This window comes from Pseudoxanthomonas sp. 22568, from assembly GCF_052044485.1.
Classification (GTDB): domain Bacteria; phylum Pseudomonadota; class Gammaproteobacteria; order Xanthomonadales; family Xanthomonadaceae; genus Pseudoxanthomonas_A; species Pseudoxanthomonas_A beigongshangi.
This window is the reverse complement of the sequence record NZ_JBQENC010000002.1, coordinates 253,194-270,053: the sequence shown is the minus strand read 5'-3', so window position 1 is coordinate 270,053 and position 16,860 is coordinate 253,194. Positions and strand designations below refer to the sequence as shown.

Genomic DNA, 16,860 nt, shown 5'->3' with positions numbered 1-16,860 from the left:
CCGACGCGACCTCCAGAATTCGCGGCCTGCACACCTCGCCCAGGTGGCGGAATTGGTAGACGCACTAGTTTCAGGTACTAGCGGGTAAAACCGTGGAGGTTCGAGTCCTCTCCTGGGCACCACTGCAAACCGGCGGAATCCGCCGACACGAAACCCCGCTCCGGCGGGTTTTTTTGTATCTGTAACCATGACTTCCGCCACTGTCCCCGCCCCGGGGCGGCGCGTGAATGTGCGCTCTCCTCAGGGAGAGAAGGACATGATCAAGGCATTCGGCAAGAAGGCGGGACTGTTCGCTGCGGCGACGGCACTCCTGCTGGTGGCATTCACGGCGTTTGCGCAGCGCGCCGACGGCAACATCAACGGCGACGCGTCGCCCGGCGACAAGGTGTACGTCGCCAATACCGGCACCGGCCTCAAGCGCGAGACCGTGGCAGATGAAGACGGCAAGTACCGGTTTCGCTCGCTCCCGCTGGGCACCTATGAGGTGAAGATTGTCCGTGGCGAGGAGAACGTCCTCAATGCCACGGTGACCCTGCGTCCGGGCGGTACCGCGCGACCGCCGACCCCGAAGGCCGACGACGCCGCGACCGGGGCGGATCCCGCGCCGTCACCGGCACCGTCCGCCGGCAATTGAGTTCCACTCGCTTCGCCAGGAAAGCCCCGCATCGCGGGGCTTTTCTTTTGGGCATGGATCAGGCCGTTGACCGGTAGAATTGCCCGATTGGAACAATCCGCAGACCGACGCAACCGATGAGCGACACCATCCGCACCTCCTTCCACGGCTTCGAACAGATCCCCCTGCGCGAGTACGCCGAACGCGCCTACCTGGACTACTCGATGTACGTGGTGCTGGACCGCGCCCTGCCCTTCATCGGCGATGGCCTCAAGCCGGTGCAGCGCCGGATCATCTATTCGATGAGCGAACAGGGGCTCAGCGCCGCCTCCAAGCCAAAGAAGTCCGCGCGCACCGTCGGCGATGTCATCGGCAAGTACCACCCGCACGGCGACAGCGCCTGCTACGAGGCGATGGTGCTGATGGCGCAGCCGTTCTCGTACCGCTATCCGCTGATCGAGGGCCAGGGCAACTTCGGTTCACCCGACGATCCCAAGTCGTTCGCGGCCATGCGCTACACCGAGGCCAAGCTGACCCCGATCGCCGAAGTGCTGCTGGGCGAACTCGGCCAGGGCACGGTGGATTGGACGCCCAACTTCGACGGCACCTTGGAAGAGCCGACCTGGATGCCGGCGCGCCTGCCGCACCTGCTGCTCAACGGCACAACCGGCATCGCCGTGGGCATGGCCACCGATGTGCCGCCGCACAACCTCAACGAGATCGTCAGCGCGTGCATCCGCCTGATCGATGATCCGGACGCCACCGTCGCCGATCTGTGCGAACACGTGCATGGACCGGACTATCCCACCACCGCGGAAATCATCACGCCGCTGTCGGATCTCCGGGCGATGTATGAAACCGGCAACGGCAGCGTTCGCGCGCGCGCCACCTACGCCAAGGAAAACGGCAATCTGGTCATCAACGCGCTGCCCTACCAGGTCTCGCCGTCCAAGGTAATCGAGCAGATCGCCACCCAGATGCGCGCCAAGAAGCTGCCCTGGCTGGAGGACATCCGCGACGAATCCGATCACGCCAACCCGGTGCGGGTGGTGCTGATTCCGCGTTCCAACCGGGTCGACGTCGAACAGTTGATGGGCCATCTGTTCGCCACCACCGACCTGGAAAAGAGCTACCGGGTCAACCTCAACATCATCGGCCTGGACGGGCGTCCGCAGGTCAAGAACCTGAAGATGCTGCTGACCGAATGGCTCAGCTTCCGCTACGAAACCGTCACCCGCCGGCTCAAGCACCGGCTGGAGAAGGTCGATCGCCGCCTGCACCTGTTGGAAGGCTTGTTGATCGCGTTCCTCAACTTGGACGAGGTCATCCGCATCATCCGCACCGAGGATGAGCCCAAGCCCGCGCTGATTGCACGGTTCAAGCTGACCGAGGATCAGGCCGACTACATCCTCGACACCAAGCTGCGCCAGCTGGCGCGGCTGGAGGAAATGAAAATCCGCAGCGAGCAGGACGAACTGGCCGCCGAACGCGAAAAGCTGCAGTCCATCCTGGAATCCAAGGCCAAGCTCAAGAAGCTGATCAAGGACGAGCTGACCGCCGACGCCAAGAAGTTCGGCGACGCCCGCCGTTCGCCGCTGGTGCAGCGCGATGCCGCGCAGGCGCTGGATGAAACCGATCTGGTGGCCGCCGAGCCGATGACCGTGGTGCTGTCTGAGAAGGGCTGGATCCGCGCGGCCAAGGGCCATGAAGTCGATGCCGCCGGACTGTCCTACCGTGAAGGCGACAGCCTGCTGGCGGCGGTGCGTTCGCGCAGCACCCAGCAAGTGGCGTTCCTGGATTCGGAAGGCCGCAGCTACTCCACCGCCGTGCACACCCTGCCTTCCGCGCGCGGCAACGGCGAACCACTGACGGGCCGTTTCTCGCCGGCCGCCGGCGCCTCGTTCCAGGCCCTGGCCAGTGGCGACAACGACACCCGGCTGGTGCTGGCGTCCTCGCATGGCTACGGCTTCGTCACCCGCTTCGAGAACCTGACCGGCCGCCAGAAGGCCGGCAAGGCAATGTTCAACCTGACCACCGGCGCGCGCGTGCTGCAACCGGCCCCGATCGCCAATCCGGACACCGACCGCATCGTCGCGGTGACCACCGCCGGTCACCTGCTGGCGTTCCCGATCAGCGAGCTGCCGGAACTGGACAAGGGCAAGGGCAACAAGATCATCGACATCCCCAAGGCCAAGCTCGGCACCGAACGGGTGGTCGCGATCGCCGCCGTGTCTCCGGGCAACACCCTGCAGGTACGCAGCGGACAGCGCACGATGTCGCTGTCGTTCAAGGATCTGGACGCCTACCTCGGCGCGCGCGCGACCCGTGGCGGCCTGCTGCCGCGCGGCTGGCAGAAGGTCGACGGGCTCGGGGTGGAGTGATGCAGCCGGAGTTCTGGCTGGAACGCTGGCGCGAGGGCCGCATCGGCTTCCATCGGGGAGAGGTGATGCCGCTGCTGGTCCAGCACTGGCCGGCGCTGGCGATAAACGCCGGCGGGCGGGTGTTCGTGCCGCTGGCGGGAAAGACGCTGGACATGATCTGGCTGGCCGCGCAGGGCCATCCGGTGCTGGGCGCCGAACTGTCGCCGCTCGCCGTGCGGCAGTTCTTCGAGGAAAACGACCTGCGTCCGCGGGTCACCGACACGCCGGCCGGTCGCCTGCACGCGGTCGATGGCATCGAGCTGATGCTCGGCGACGTGTTCGCGCTGGACGCCACCACCCTGGCGACATGCGAGGCCGTCTACGATCGCGCCGCGCTGATCGCGCTCCCGCCGGAACTGCGCGCGCGCTATGCCGACGAGGTCTATGGTCGCCTCCCCGTCGGCTGCCGCAGCCTGCTGATCACGCTGGAATATCCGCAACCGGAAAAGAACGGCCCGCCGTTCTCGGTCGACGAAGACGAAGTCCATCGCCTGTTCGCGAATCGCTGGGACATCGAGCGGCTGGAGCGCCGCGACATCCTCGCCAACGAGGCCAGCTTCCGCGCCGAGGGCGTCACCGCCCTGCACACCGCGGTCTACCAACTGCGAAAGCGCGCCTGAAAAAAAAACCCGGCGTCGCCGCCGGGGTGTGTTTCATCTTCCAGCGAAGTCACTCGACCGAGGATTTCTGCGCGAGTCGCGCGGTCAGGTAGTTTTCCAGTCCGATGCGCTTGATCAGGCCCAACTGCTGCTCCAGCCAGTGCGCGTGATCCTCCTCGGTATCCTTCAGCTGGGTCTGCAGGATCTCGCGACTGACGAAGTCGCCGTGCCGTTCGCACAGCGCCACGCCCTTGGCGAGATTGGCGCGGACCTCGTACTCCACTTCCAGATCCCGCTGCAGCATTTCCTCGACCGTGCGCCCTGAAGTGAACGGCGTCGGGCTCATGTCCGGATCGCCCTCCAGGAACAGGATCCGCCGCAGCAGCGCGTCGGCATGCTCGGTCTCCTCCTGCATCTCGTGGTCGATGCGTTCGTAGAGCGCGATCAGTCCCATGTCCTCGTAGCGACGGGAATGGATGAAGTACTGGTCACGCGCGGACAGCTCGCCACGCAGCAACTGCTTGAGGTAATCGACAACTTCGGGATGGCCTTTCATGGGTTCAACTCCTTGCAACTGCCGCGCATGATGCCCGAAGCCGGGCGCCGGTGTTCTAATCGGAATCAGTCGCACTCGCAGCCGCTTTCGCGGCCCTCACAGGGCCGCGTTGTGCACCCCCGCCACCGCCCGGCCGGACGGATCGGCGGCCGCCGCGAAACTGGCGTCCCAGGCAATCGCCGCCGGCGAGGAGCACGCAATCGACTTGCCGCCCGGCACCGTCTCGGCGCAGGCCTGGCCGGGGTAGAAGCGCTCGAACAGGCTACGGTAGTAATAGGCTTCCTTGGTCCGGGGCGGGTTGATCGGGAAGCGCTTGTCCGCCGCCGCCAGTTCGCGGTCGCTGACCTGGGCCTCGGCATGCGCCTTCAGGCCATCGATCCAGCCGTAGCCGACGCCATCGCTGAACTGCTCCTTCTGCCGCCACAGGATCGAATCCGGCAGGTAACCCTCGAACGCCTCGCGCAACACCGCCTTCTCGATCCGGCCCTTTCCGGCCATCTTGTACTGCGCGTCCATCCGCATCGCCACGTCGAGGAATTCGACGTCGAGGAACGGCACGCGCGGCTCCACGCCCCAGGCCATCATCGACTTGTTGGCGCGCAGGCAGTCGTAGTTGTAGAGCGCATCCAGCTTGCGCACCAGCTCCTCATGGAACTCGCGTGCGTTCGGCGCCTTGTGGAAGTACAGGTAGCCGCCGAAGATTTCGTCCGAGCCCTCGCCCGACAGCACCATCTTCACGCCCATCGCCTTGATCCGGCGCGCGAGCAGGAACATCGGAGTGGAAGCGCGGATGGTGGTGACGTCGTAGGTCTCGATGTGGCGGATCACTTCAGGCAGCGCGTCCAGACCTTCCTCGAAGGTGTACTCGAATCCGTGGTGGACGGTGCCCAGCGCCTGCGCGGCAACCTCCGCGGCGGCCAGATCCGGGGAACCCTTCAGGCCGATCGCGAAGGAATGCAGACGCGGCCACCAGGCTTCGGAAGTGTCATCGTCCTCCACCCGGCGCCGCGCGAAACGCGCGGCCACCGCCGCGACCAGCGAGGAATCCAGGCCGCCGGACAACAGCACGCCGTACGGCACGTCGGTCATCAGCTGGCGATGCACGGCGCGCTCGAACGCCTCGCGCAGCTCCTCGCGGGTGACTTCCACGCCCTGCACCGCGTCGTAGCTGCGCCAGTCCTTGCCGTAGTACGGCTTCAGTTCGCCGCTGGCGCTGTCGTAGTAGTGCCCCGGCGGGAACTGCGCGACGTCCGCGCACAGATCCGCCAGTGCCTTCATCTCCGAGGCCACGCACAGGCGGCCTTCGCGATCGTGTCCCCAGTACAACGGGCACACGCCGATCGGGTCGCGCGCGATCAGGAAACGGCGCGCGGCCACGTCCCACAGCGCGAACGCGAAGATGCCGTTGAGGCGGTTGAGGAACGACTCCGGGGTGTCTTCTCGGTACAGCGCGTTGATCACTTCGCAGTCCGAACCGGTCTGGAACGCGTAGGGTTGGCGCAGTTCCTTCTTCAGCTCGCGGTGATTGTAGATCTCGCCGTTCACCGCCAGCACCAGGCCGCCGTCGGCCGAGCGCAGCGGCTGCGAGCCGCCGGCGGGATCGACGATCGCCAGGCGCTCGTGGACGAGGATGGCGCCGTCGTCCAGATGCACGCCGCTCCAGTCCGGGCCGCGATGGCGCTGCCGCTGGGAAAGTTCCAGCGCCTGCCGGCGCAGGACGGTGGCGTCGTCACCGGCCTGCAGGCCGAAAATGCCGAAGATGGAACACATGGGGAAACTCCTGGGAAATGGGGTTGGGAGAGGAAGGGCTGGCGAAGGGCGAAAAAAAACCCGCATCTCGCGATGCGGGTTTTCTGTGTCCGGCTGGTACTTCTATGCCTAGTCGCAGACCCGCAGCGTCCACGCACGATTATTCGCACGCGCATTGTTGCGGCGGTTCGAATTGTTCGCGGCGGCTGTGGCGAGACGAAGCATGGGAGCGACCCTAACCGGTCCCGGCGGGGCTTGGCAAGTACCGGGCGCGTTCCTCGTCATGGTTTCAGCCGCAACCATTCCCGGACCACTCAGGCGGCCGGCAGCAGGAGCCGCTCCAGCAATCGCTGGTAGAGGCCAGGAAGCGCTTCCAGCTCCGCCACCACGATGTTCTCGTCAACCTTGTGGATACTGGCGTTGACCGGGCCGATCTCGATGCACTCGGCCCCGAGCGGGGCGATGAAACGCGCGTCGGAGGTGCCGCCCGCCGTACTCTCTTCCGGTGGCGCGCCCGAGAACTCGGCCAGCACCTGGCGCGCGGTGGCGCGCAGATGGCCTTCCGGGGTGTAGAACGGCTCTCCGCCGCGGTGCCAGTGGATGGCGTAGTCCAGTTCGTGCCGGCGCAGCACCGACTCGATCTCCTCTTCCAGGCGCGCGGCGGTCCAGGTGGGATTGAAGCGCAGGTTGAACACCAGCTTCAGTTCGCCCGGAATGACGTTGCTGGCGCCAGTGCCGGCGTTGATGTTGGAAATCTGCAGGCTGGTCGGTGGAAAGGTCTCGTAGCCATCGTCCCAGACCCGCGCGGCGAGTTCGGCCAGCGCCGGCAGCGCCTTGTGGATCGGATTGAGCGCCTTGTGCGGATAGGCCACATGGCCCTGCACCCCGCGCACGCTCAGGGTGCCGGTGAGCGTGCCGCGACGGCCGACGCGCAGCAGGTCGCCCAGCACCTCCTTGGAGGAAGGCTCGCCGGTGATGCACCAGTCGATGCGCTGGCCGCGCTCGCGGAAGGTTTCGGCGACCAGCTTCACGCCATCCAGGGCGTCGCCCTCCTCGTCCGAGGTCACCAGCAGCGCGACCGTTCCGGGATGATCCGGATGCGCGTCGACGAAGCGCTCCAGCGCGATCGTGCAGGCGGCGACGCTGCATTTCATGTCGGCCGCGCCGCGCCCGTACAGCACGCCGTCGCGCACCGTCGGGATGAAGGGATCGCTGGTCCAGGCATCCAGCGGGCCGGGCGGAACCACATCGGTGTGGCCGAGCAGCACCAGCACCGGCGCACCGCTGCCGTGGGTGGCCCAGAGATTTTCGACATCGCCGAAGCGCAGGGATTCGCAACGGAATCCGGCGGCGGTCAGGCGCGTGGCCAGCACTTGCTGGCAGCCCGCGTCATCGGGAGTCACCGAATGGCGACGGATCAGTTCGCTGGAAAGCTCGACGACATCGCTCACTTGCCGACTCCGAACAGCTTCTTGAAGCCATTGTCACTGAAGCCCTGTGAAAACACGGTTTCACCGCCTTCCTCCCGTACGACCACGGGCCGGCGGATCAACTGCGGGTATTCCTTGAGCAGCAGTTTCCATTCCGCTTCGGAACCGGGCGACTTGCGATTCTCCGGCAACTGCCGCCAGGTGGTGGAGGACTTGTTGATCAGCGCGTCCCAGCCCCCGGCGTGATCGGCCCAGTCCTTCAGCACCTCGGGCGCCTGCCGGTTGTCGCGGTAGTCGATGAAGGCATGGGCGACTTCGAAGCGATCAAGCCACTTGGTGGCCTTCTTGCAGGTGTCGCAGTTCTTGAGTCCGTAGATCGTCGTGGTCATGCTCGAATCCTTTTTCACGGCCACGCGTCCCGCGATGGATTCCGCGTGTCCGTGCGCAACGTCATGCCGATGGGCGCCTTCGCGTCCACCGGCTCGGGAAAAATCAGTCGGCCAGCCCGCGCAGCAGTTCGTTGACGCTGGTCTTGCTGCGGGTCTTCTCGTCGACCTGCTTGACGATCACCGCGCAATACAGCGAGTGCGAACCGTCGGCGGCCGGCAGCGAACCGGATACCACCACGCTGCCCGGCGGCACATAGCCGTAGGTGATTTCCTTGGTCATGCGGTTGTAGATGCGGGTCGACTGGCCCAGGAACACGCCCATGCCGATCACGCTGTGATGGCCGACCACCACGCCTTCCACGACTTCCGAGCGCGCGCCGATGAAGCAGTGGTCCTCGATGATCGTCGGCGAGGCCTGCAGCGGCTCCAGCACGCCGCCGATGCCGGCGCCGCCGGACAGGTGGCAATGCTTGCCGACCTGCGCGCAGGAACCGACCGTGGCCCAGGTATCGACCATGGTGCCCTCGCCCACATAGGCGCCGATATTGACGAAGCTCGGCATCAGCACCACGTCCTTGCCGAAGTGGCTGCCGCGGCGGGCGATCGCGCCCGGCACCACGCGCACGCCCAGCTTGCGGAAATCGGCTTCGTCGAACGCGCCGAAGCGCGCTTCCACCTTGTCCCAGAACGGCGCGGGATAGGCTTCGACCAGTTCCATCTCGTTGACCCGGAAATACAGCAGCACCGCTTTCTTCAGCCACTCGTTGACCTTCCAGCCGCCCTTGCCGTCCGGTTCGGCCACGCGCAGTTTGCCGCTTTCCAGGCCGTCGATGGCGCGCTCGACCGCGGCGCGGGTGGAGCCCTCGATCTCGACGGTGGTCAGTTCGGCGCGGCGTTCGAACGCGCTCTCGATGGTCGACTTCAGTTCTTCAACGGCGGTGGCTTTCTTCGGGCTCATCAATCCGGGTTCCTTGGGGGAGTGTTCGTCAATGGGTTTCGAGCCCCGCGCGCAATGCGTCGCGCAGGGCCTGTTGCTGTTCTTCCGACGCCAGCGGCATGTCGCCTTCGTCGGTGATCTGGAAGATGTCTTCGGCGCGTTCACCGAAGGTCGCGATGCGGGCGTCATGCACCCGCAGGCGTTGCGCGCGCAGCACCTGGGCCACGTCCGACAGAAGGCCCGGGCGATCCGGCGCGATCAGGCTGAGCACGGTGCGTCGGCCATCCGGCGTGCGCCCGAACTCGATGCGCGGCGCGAAGCGGAAATGGCGGAGCTGGCGCGGCAACGCGCGCCGCGAGGTGCGCACTTTGTCCAGCGCGCCGGCCAAGGCGACGCTCAGGCCATGCTCGACGTCGGCCGGATCGCGGGTGGCGTAGCTGTCGGCGGGCAGCACCTCGAAGGTATCGAACACCGTGCCCTGCGGCCCCACCAGCACCCGCGCCTGGTGGATGGCGTAGCCCATGCGATCGAGGGTGGACAGGATCGCGGCGAACAGGCCATCGCGATCGGGCGAATGCACGAATACTTCCATCGCGTTGGCGTCCTCGGCGATCAGCCGCGCACGCACGCGCGTCTCGCCCGGTCCCACGCCTCGCAACGCCTCGGCCTGCCAGGCCAGTTGCTCCGGGCGGAAGCGCAGGAAGCTCTCCTCCGGCATCGCCGCGAACAGTGCGTCGGCGTCCACGTCCCCGATGGCGTGCAGGCGCAGCAGCACTCGCACCGATTCGCGCGCCTCGGCCAGCCGCGCGTCGACGTCGACCGGATGTTCCAGACCCTCGCGCAGCACCCGGCGGGTGGCGAAGTAGAGATCCGCCAGCAGCCGATCCTTCCAGGCATTCCACAGCTTGGGGCTGGTGCCGGCGATGTCGGCGCAGGTCAGCAGGTACAGGTAATCGAGCCGCTCGCGATCGCCAATCAGGCGGGCGAACGCGTGGATGACGTCCGGATCGGAAATGTCCTGCTTCTGCGCGGTCACCGACATGCGCAGGTGCTGTTCCACCAGCCAGGCCACCAGATCGGTGTCGGAGGCGCTCAGGCCATGCGCGGCGCAGAACTCCCGCGCATCGACCGCCCCGAGTTCGGAATGATCGCCGCCGCGGCCCTTGGCGATGTCGTGGAACAGGCCGCCCAGCAGCAGCAGTTCCGGCTTGCGCAGGCGCGGCCAGACCTCATGGGCGATGGAGAAGCGTTCGTCCGCGCGGCCGGAAGAGAACGTGGCCAGGTTCTTCAACACCATCAGGGTGTGCTGGTCCACGGTGTAGACATGGAACAGATCGAACTGCATGCGCCCGGACACCCGGGCGAACGCGGGCAGCCACTGGCCCAGCACGCCCAACCGCGCCATCCGGGTCAACGTTTCCACTGCGCGCGGCCCGCGCAGCAGGCCCATGAAGGCAGCGCGCTGGGTGCCCGTCGCAGCCGGATACGCGGTCAATTTCGGCAATGACTCGGCCAGCGCGCGCGCGGTGAGCGAATGCAGTCCGCGCACCTGCGGCTGCGCGGCCCACATCGCGAACAGGGCAAATACCTGCGACACGTCATCCTGTGGCCAGGCCGGATCCCGCGCGGCCAGGTAGCCGCGGCGCAGCGCGAACGCGTCGTCCAGCGGCTCCGGCAACGCCTCGCCGTCGAACTGTTCCTCGAACCGCTGCAGCAGCCGATCGCTGATGCGACGGACAATCGCGGCGCTGCGGTAGAAGCCCTGCATCATCTTCTCGACGCCCAGGTTCTCGGCGTCGTCGACGAAGCCCAGGCGCTGCGCAAGCGCTTTCTGGAAATCGAAGCGCAGGCGTTCCTCGGGACGACCGGCGATCAGGTGCAGGCCGTAGCGCAGGCGGCCCAGCGCGCGGCGCTCGCGTGCCAGCGCGGCCGCCTCGTCGGGTCCCAACTGGCCCATGCCGACCAGCGGTTCCAGATCCCGCACGCCGAAGGTACGCAGCGCCATCCAGCCCAGCGTGTGCAGATCGCGCAGACCACCCGGGCCATCCTTGATGTTCGGTTCCAGGTTTTCGGAGGTGTCGCCGAAACGCGCATGGCGGGCACTCATTTCCTCGCGCTTGGCGAGGAAGAAATCGCGCGCGGGCCAGACCCTTGCCGCCGACACCGCATCGATCAGGCGCGCCTCGTCGACCGGTTCGGCCACCACCGGCCGCGCCTCGATGAGCGCGGTCAGCACGGTCTGGTCGGCGGCGGCCTCGGTGCACTCGACGGCCGAACGCACCGCATGGCTGATCGGCAGGCCGGCATCCCACAGCAGCGCGAAGAAACGCGCCAGCGCCTCGTGGTATCGCGCCTGCGCCGGCGCTTCGGCCAGCACCAGCAGGTCCACGTCCGACTGCGGGAACAGTTCACCACGGCCGTAGCCGCCTACCGCGAACAACGCCATCAGGCTGTCGGCGGGGACGCAGCGCTGCCAGGCGTCCCGCAGCAGGTGATCCACGCCGCGCGCGCGCAGCGCGAGGATCCGGTCCATGCCGTCGCCGTGGTCGAAGCGCTTGCCCAGCCGCGCGTCGTTGTGGCCGAGCGCGGCTCGGGCGGCGGCCGACCAGGCCGCGTCATCCGCGATTCCCGGGCCGATCCCGGTCAGCCGCGGCAATGAATCAGTCGCGGCCTGGGGACTGCTCACAGGTCGTTGTCGTCGCCCGGCAGGCGGGTCAGGATCTCGACGCCGTCCTCGGTCACCGCCACGGTGTGCTCCCATTGCGCCGAGAGCTTGCGGTCCTTGGTGACCACGGTCCAGCCATCGGGCAGCACCTTGGAGAAGCGGGTGCCCTCGTTGATCATCGGCTCGATGGTGAAGGTCATGCCCGGCTTCAGCACCACGCCATCACCCGGGCGGCCGTAATGCAGCACCTGCGGCTCGTCGTGGTAGACCTTGCCGATGCCATGGCCGCAGTACTCGCGTACCACGCTGAAGCGCTCTGCCTCGGCGAACTGCTGGATGGCGTGGCCGATGTCGCCCAGGGTCGCGCCCGGACGGACCGCCCTGATGCCGCGGAACATCGCCTCGCGGGTGGTGTCCACCAGCCGCTTCGCCATCACCGAAGGGGTGCCGACGAAGTACATGCGGCTGGTGTCGCCATGCCAGCCATCCTTGATGACGGTCACGTCGATGTTCAGGATGTCGCCGTCCTTCAGCACCTTGCCCTCGCTGGGCATGCCGTGGCAGATGACGTTGTTGACCGAGGTGCACACCGTGGACGGGAACGGAATCCGCCCGTGGCCGCCGCCGTAGCCGATGTTGGCCGGGATGGCTTTCTGCACGTTGACGATATGATCGTGGCAGATGCGGTCCAGTTCGGCGGTGGTCACGCCCGGCTTCACATGCGGCGCGACGATTTGCAGGACCTCGGCGGCCAGCCGGCCGGCGACGCGCATCTGCTCGAGTTCTTCGGGGGTCTTGAGGGTGATGGCCATGGCCGGATTATCGCCGATTTCGCCCCCCTTTGAGCGCCCGGCAGGGGGTTTGTTGCCGGCAACTCATTGTTCCCGCTATACTTCCGCAGCTTGGCCGGACCCGTCCGTCCAGGCTGCCCACGCCGGGCGTCACCGGCGAATCCACACCTGCTGCCAACCTCCGTGCCGGGGTGCCTGAAAACTCCTTTGGGATCATTCCCTTAGGGTCGAAGGTTCGGACACGGAAGCCGCAGGGAGGCCCAACCCCGGAACCCTGCCCTCGCGGGCAACCGCCATCCCATTCCCGGCGGCCGGTTCCACGTTCATGGAGTTTAAGCAATGCCCCAAGTCACCATGCGCCAGATGCTGGAAGCCGGCGTCCATTTCGGCCACCAGACCCGCTATTGGAATCCCAAGATGGCGCCGTACATCTTCGGTGCCCGCGGCAAGATCCACATCATCAACCTCGAGAAGACCGTTCCGCTGTTCAACGACGCGATGAACTTCCTCTCGGGCGTGGCCCAGAAGCGCGGCACCGTGCTGTTCGTCGGCACCAAGCGCAGCGCGCGCGAAGCCATCAAGGAAGAAGCCGAGCGTTGCGGCATGCCGTACATGACCCAGCGCTGGCTGGGCGGCACCCTGACCAACTTCGCCACCGTGAAGAAGTCGGTCGCCCGCCTGAAGGAACTGGAAGCCGCCGAAACCGATGGCACCTTCGAGAAGCTGGTCAAGCACGAAGTGCTGGGCCTGCGCCGCGAGCGCGACAAGCTGGAAGCCTCGCTGGGCGGCATCAAGGACATGAACCGCCTGCCGGACGCCCTGTTCGTCATCGACATCGGCCATGAAGACATCGCCATCAAGGAAGCCAAGAAGCTCGGCATTCCGGTGATCGCGGTGGTCGACTCGAACTACGACCCGGCCCTGGTCGACTACGCCATCCCCGGCAACGACGACGCCATCCGCGCCGTGCAGCTGTACGCCCGCGCCGCCGCCGACGCCGTGCTGGAAGGCAAGGCCGCTTCGCCGAACGCCGCGACCGTCCGCGAGGAAGAGTTCGTGGAATCGGACGAGGAAGGCAAGGGCCGCCGCGCCCCGGCCAAGAAGGCTGGCAAGAAGGCCGACGAAGCCGCCGCTGCCGAGTAATCGCGCTGCAATGCCGCCGCGCCACAGTGCGCGGCGGCATCCGATGCCTGCAGGCGGGCCATGGCCCGCCTTGTTCAATCCGTCGGCGGGCTCCCTGCCCGCCCAACGAAATCCGAAATCTGAGGTAATCCCGTGGAAATCACCGCTTCCCTGGTCAAGGAACTGCGCGAGCGCACCGGCGCCGGCATGATGGAGTGCAAGAAGGCGCTCACCGAGAACAACGGCGACATCGACGTGGCCGCCGAATGGCTGCGCAAGTCCGGCCTGGCCAAGGCCGACAAGAAGGCCGGCCGTGTGGCCGCCGAAGGCCGCATCGCGGTCGCCCAGGACGGCGGCAGGGCCGTGCTGGTGGAAATCAACTCCGAAACCGACTTCGTCGCCAAGGACGGTAACTTCGTCGGCTTCACCGACACCGTCGCCCAGGTCGCCCTGGCCTCCGGCGCCGCCGATGTCGAAGCCTTGAAGACCGCCAAGTTCCCGTCCGGTGAAACCGTCGAGGAAGCCCGCGCCGCCGTCATCTCCAAGGTCGGCGAGAACGTGCAGGTCCGTCGCCTGGTCCGCGCCGACAGCAGCAACAACGTCGCGGCCTACGTGCACGGCGGCCGCATCGGCGTGCTGATCGAGGTCAAGGGCGGCGACGCCGAACTGGCCCGCGGCCTGGCGATGCACGTGGCGGCGATGAACCCGCCGTACATCAAGGCGTCCGACGTGCCGGCCGACTTCGTCGCCAAGGAAAAGGAAATCGAGCTGGCCAAGATGTCCGACAAGGACAAGGCCAAGCCGGCCGAGATCCTGGAGAAGATCATCAGCGGCAAGATCGCCAAGATCGTCAACGAGGTCACCCTGTACGGCCAGCCGTACGTGCTGGACACCAACCAGACCGTCGAGGCGGTGCTGAAGGCCGCCGGCGCCGAAGTCGTCAGCAGCCAGCGCCTGGCCGTGGGCGAAGGCATCGAGAAGGTGGTCGAAGACTACGCCGCCGAAGTGATGAAGCAGGCCGGCCTGGCCTGATTTCCTTCTCGGAAGGAATCGGAAAAGCCGCGGGAAACCGCGGCTTTTTTCGTTTTTCCGGATTACGGTCGAGACCGCTTCCAGCCACGTTCTCGCCGTTCGTCGGCGGGATTCCGCGGACCACTAAACTTCCGCGCGCACCGGCCGATAGCGAGGCGAGGGTGGCAGGAACGCCACCGCCATACGACAAGGTCCAGCCGCGCGCGATGCGAGCCGAATTCGAAGCCAAGCTATCTTGCTGCCGCGATCTGCCCTCTCCGCCGGGGGTGGCACTGCGGATCCTCGCGCTTGCGCGGGATCCCGACGTCGTGATGGCCACCGCGGCCGACACCATCGGCCTGGACGCGGCGCTGACCGCCCGCATGCTGCGCATCGCCAACTCGCCGCTCTACGCCAGCCGCCGGCGGGTGGAGAACCTGAGCCAGGCACTCACCCTGCTGGGCCTCAATGCCACCCTGACCCTCGCGCTCGGTTTCTCGCTCGCTTCGGGAATGCGCTCGCGCCACCATGCCGACGCGCAATGCGAAGAGAAGGTCTGGCGGCGCAGCGTGATCGCCGCGCTCGCCAGCCGCCTGCTGGGCGAACGGACCGGCCAGCGCCGGCTCGAAGAGCTGATGCTCGCGGGGTTGCTGCAAGACATCGGCATCCTCGGCCTGCTGCAACTGGATCGCAAAACCTATGCGCCGCTGCTGGCGGCCAGCCCGGACAACGCCAGCCTGCTGGAACGCGAGCGCGAACAGTTCGGCTGCGATCACGCCGAAGTCGGGCACTGGATGGCGCGCCACTGGAACCTGCCCCCGCTGCTGCAGGACGCCATCGGATCCAGCGAGTCGAAACACGTCCCCTCGCCTTTCGACGCCTGCGTGGCCGTTTCAGGCTTCCTCGCGGATCTGTGGATCGAGGAGGACGCCGACGCCGCTCGCCTGCGCGCCATCGATGCCGCGCACAGCCACCTGTCGCTGGACGTGGTCGCCGTGGATGGCGTCATCGAGCAGATTGGCAAGATGCTGCCCGAAATCGCCACCCTGTTCGAAGTGCGCATCACCCAGCCACGCCGCATCGCCGCGCTCCTGCAGGAGGCGCGCGAACTGCTGGTGCTGCGGAACCTGCGCGAGATCCAGGACGCCGCGCGCGCGCGCAAGGACGCGGACGAATTCGAACATCGTGCCCGGCGCCTGGCCGAGGAGGCGCGGCGGGATCCGCTTACCGGCGTCTACAACCGCGCCCAGTTGGAAAGCGTGCTGGAGAAGGAATTCGAAACCTCCTCGCGGCACGGCTGGCCCCTGTCCATCGCCTTCGTCGACCTGGACGATTTCAAGAAGATCAACGACGGCTGGGGCCACCTGGTCGGCGACCAGGTGCTGCGCAGCTTCGCCTCCACCCTGCAGCAGCATCTGCGCGGCAGCGACATCGTCGCCCGCTATGGCGGCGAGGAATTCCTGATTGTCCTGCCCGGCACCGACGAGCGCGCGGCGCTGGGCGTGATGCGCCGGATCCTGGCCGAGGTCGGGCAGGCGCCGATGACCCGGGTGGATGGACGTCCCCTGCACGTGACCTTCTCCGCCGGACTGGCCACGCATGGCGCGCTGGAACAGTTCGCCCACGTCGATCAGCTGCTGCAGGCCGCCGACGAGGCCCTGTATGGCGCCAAGCGCGAGGGGCGCAACCGGGTCGTGGCCGGGCTCGTCGAGGACTGAACCGCGCGCGACCGTGCCGGCTCCCGGCACGCGCGATCGCGCGATTGCGCCTGACGGCCCCGCTCGGCTCGGCTAGAATTGCGGCGTTTGCCCCTTCGCCGAGAGCCCCCATGACCGCACCCCTCGCCTATCGCCGCATCCTGCTCAAACTTTCCGGCGAGGCGCTGATGGGGTCCGAGGACTACGGCATCGACCCGGTCGTGATCGGGCGGATCGCACGTGAAATCATCGAGGCCCGCGACGCGGGCGCCGAAATCGGCCTGGTCATCGGCGGCGGCAACATCTTCCGCGGCGCCGGCCTGGCCGCCGGCGGCATGGATCGGGTGACCGGCGACCAGATGGGCATGCTGGCCACCGTGATCAACGCGCTGGCGATGCAGGACGCCCTGGAAAAACTGGGCGCCAAGGTCCGGGTGATGAGCGCGATCAAGATCAACGACGTGTGCGAGGACTACATCCGCCGCCGCGCCGTCCGCCACCTGGAAAAGGGCCGCATCGCGATCTTCGCCGCCGGCACCGGCAATCCGTTCTTCACCACCGATTCCGGCGCCGCGCTGCGCGCGATCGAGATCGGCGCGGATCTGCTGCTGAAGGCCACCAAGGTCGATGGCGTCTACGACAAGGATCCGAGCAAGCACGCCGACGCCCAGCGCTACGAACAGCTGACCTACGACGAGGTCATCGCCCGCGATCTGCAGGTGATGGATACCGCCGCGTTCGCGCTCTGCCGCGACAGCGATGTGCCGCTGCGCATCTACGACCTGTCGGTCCCCGGCAACCTGATGCGCATCCTGCGCGGCGAAAACATCGGCACCCTGGTGAAGGGCCGGGGCTGAGCTGCCCGTCCCATCCCGAATCCC

Annotated in this window: 14 protein-coding genes and 1 tRNA gene; 8 read left to right on the top strand and 7 right to left on the bottom strand. The window is 66.9% G+C overall.

From position 1 onward, the window contains the following. Positions 1 to 37 precede the first annotated feature (37 nt). The 4 genes from ACTJI2_RS03595 to ACTJI2_RS03580 all read left to right on the top strand — a co-directional run bounded on the left by ACTJI2_RS03595 (position 38) and on the right by ACTJI2_RS03580 (position 3,653). Positions 38 to 122 (top strand) — tRNA-Leu (locus ACTJI2_RS03595). 134 nt (positions 123 to 256) lie between these two features. Continuing rightward, positions 257 to 634 (top strand): carboxypeptidase-like regulatory domain-containing protein, encoded by a 378-nt coding sequence (locus tag ACTJI2_RS03590; RefSeq protein WP_440841143.1) that lies wholly within the window; start codon positions 257 to 259, stop codon positions 632 to 634. Between the two features lie 116 nt (positions 635 to 750). After that, on the top strand, positions 751 to 2,994 hold the full coding sequence (gene parC / locus ACTJI2_RS03585) for a DNA topoisomerase IV subunit A (RefSeq protein ID WP_440841142.1): 2,244 nt from the start codon (positions 751 to 753) through the stop codon (positions 2,992 to 2,994). After that, complete coding sequence (locus tag ACTJI2_RS03580; protein ID WP_440841141.1) at positions 2,994 to 3,653, top strand: thiopurine S-methyltransferase; 660 nt, start codon at positions 2,994 to 2,996, stop codon at positions 3,651 to 3,653. The genes parC and ACTJI2_RS03580 overlap by 1 nt, the downstream gene beginning before the upstream one ends. Before the next feature lie 49 nt (positions 3,654 to 3,702). Here the strand turns inward: ACTJI2_RS03580 and bfr are convergent, their stop codons facing one another. The 7 genes from bfr to map all read right to left on the bottom strand — a co-directional run bounded on the left by bfr (position 3,703) and on the right by map (position 12,170). Further along, positions 3,703 to 4,188 carry a bacterioferritin gene (gene bfr / locus ACTJI2_RS03575; protein ID WP_440841140.1) on the bottom strand — a complete coding sequence of 162 codons (486 nt, stop codon included), beginning with the start codon at positions 4,186 to 4,188 and terminating at the stop codon, positions 3,703 to 3,705. Positions 4,189 to 4,284: 96 nt separating this feature from the next. After that, positions 4,285 to 5,958 carry an asparagine synthase B gene (gene asnB, locus ACTJI2_RS03570; protein WP_192197543.1) on the bottom strand — a complete coding sequence of 558 codons (1,674 nt, stop codon included), beginning with the start codon at positions 5,956 to 5,958 and terminating at the stop codon, positions 4,285 to 4,287. A gap of 293 nt (positions 5,959 to 6,251) precedes the next feature. Next, the gene (gene dapE, locus ACTJI2_RS03565; protein WP_318288751.1) at positions 6,252 to 7,388 is read right to left on the bottom strand and encodes a succinyl-diaminopimelate desuccinylase; all 1,137 of its coding nucleotides are present in this window, start codon (positions 7,386 to 7,388) and stop codon (positions 6,252 to 6,254) included. Then, positions 7,385 to 7,756 (bottom strand): Spx/MgsR family RNA polymerase-binding regulatory protein, encoded by a 372-nt coding sequence (locus ACTJI2_RS03560; RefSeq protein WP_203321587.1) that lies wholly within the window; start codon positions 7,754 to 7,756, stop codon positions 7,385 to 7,387. The genes dapE and ACTJI2_RS03560 overlap by 4 nt, the downstream gene beginning before the upstream one ends. Positions 7,757 to 7,859: 103 nt before the next feature. Beyond that, positions 7,860 to 8,714 (bottom strand): 2,3,4,5-tetrahydropyridine-2,6-dicarboxylate N-succinyltransferase, encoded by an 855-nt coding sequence (dapD, locus tag ACTJI2_RS03555; RefSeq protein ID WP_141453549.1) that lies wholly within the window; start codon positions 8,712 to 8,714, stop codon positions 7,860 to 7,862. Between the two features lie 28 nt (positions 8,715 to 8,742). Then, positions 8,743 to 11,454, bottom strand: a complete 2,712-nt coding sequence (gene glnD / locus ACTJI2_RS03550; RefSeq protein WP_440841139.1) for a [protein-PII] uridylyltransferase — start codon at positions 11,452 to 11,454, stop codon at positions 8,743 to 8,745. Then, positions 11,376 to 12,170, bottom strand: coding sequence for a type I methionyl aminopeptidase (map, locus tag ACTJI2_RS03545; RefSeq protein ID WP_141453551.1), 795 nt, complete (start codon positions 12,168 to 12,170; stop codon positions 11,376 to 11,378). Before map ends, glnD begins: the two co-directional genes overlap by 79 nt. A gap of 318 nt (positions 12,171 to 12,488) precedes the next feature. Here map and rpsB point away from each other — a divergent pair, with 318 nt between their 5' ends. The 4 genes from rpsB to pyrH all read left to right on the top strand — a co-directional run bounded on the left by rpsB (position 12,489) and on the right by pyrH (position 16,836). Continuing rightward, positions 12,489 to 13,292 (top strand): 30S ribosomal protein S2, encoded by an 804-nt coding sequence (rpsB, locus tag ACTJI2_RS03540; RefSeq protein ID WP_183643140.1) that lies wholly within the window; start codon positions 12,489 to 12,491, stop codon positions 13,290 to 13,292. 132 nt (positions 13,293 to 13,424) lie between these two features. Next, positions 13,425 to 14,303: a translation elongation factor Ts gene (tsf, locus tag ACTJI2_RS03535; RefSeq protein ID WP_440841138.1), complete on the top strand. Its 879-nt coding sequence runs from the start codon at positions 13,425 to 13,427 to the stop codon at positions 14,301 to 14,303. Between the two features lie 206 nt (positions 14,304 to 14,509). Then, on the top strand, positions 14,510 to 16,000 hold the full coding sequence (locus tag ACTJI2_RS03530) for a sensor domain-containing diguanylate cyclase (protein ID WP_440841221.1): 1,491 nt from the start codon (positions 14,510 to 14,512) through the stop codon (positions 15,998 to 16,000). A gap of 110 nt (positions 16,001 to 16,110) precedes the next feature. Then, on the top strand, positions 16,111 to 16,836 hold the full coding sequence (gene pyrH / locus ACTJI2_RS03525) for a UMP kinase (protein ID WP_183643147.1): 726 nt from the start codon (positions 16,111 to 16,113) through the stop codon (positions 16,834 to 16,836). The last annotated feature ends 24 nt before the right edge of the window (positions 16,837 to 16,860 follow it).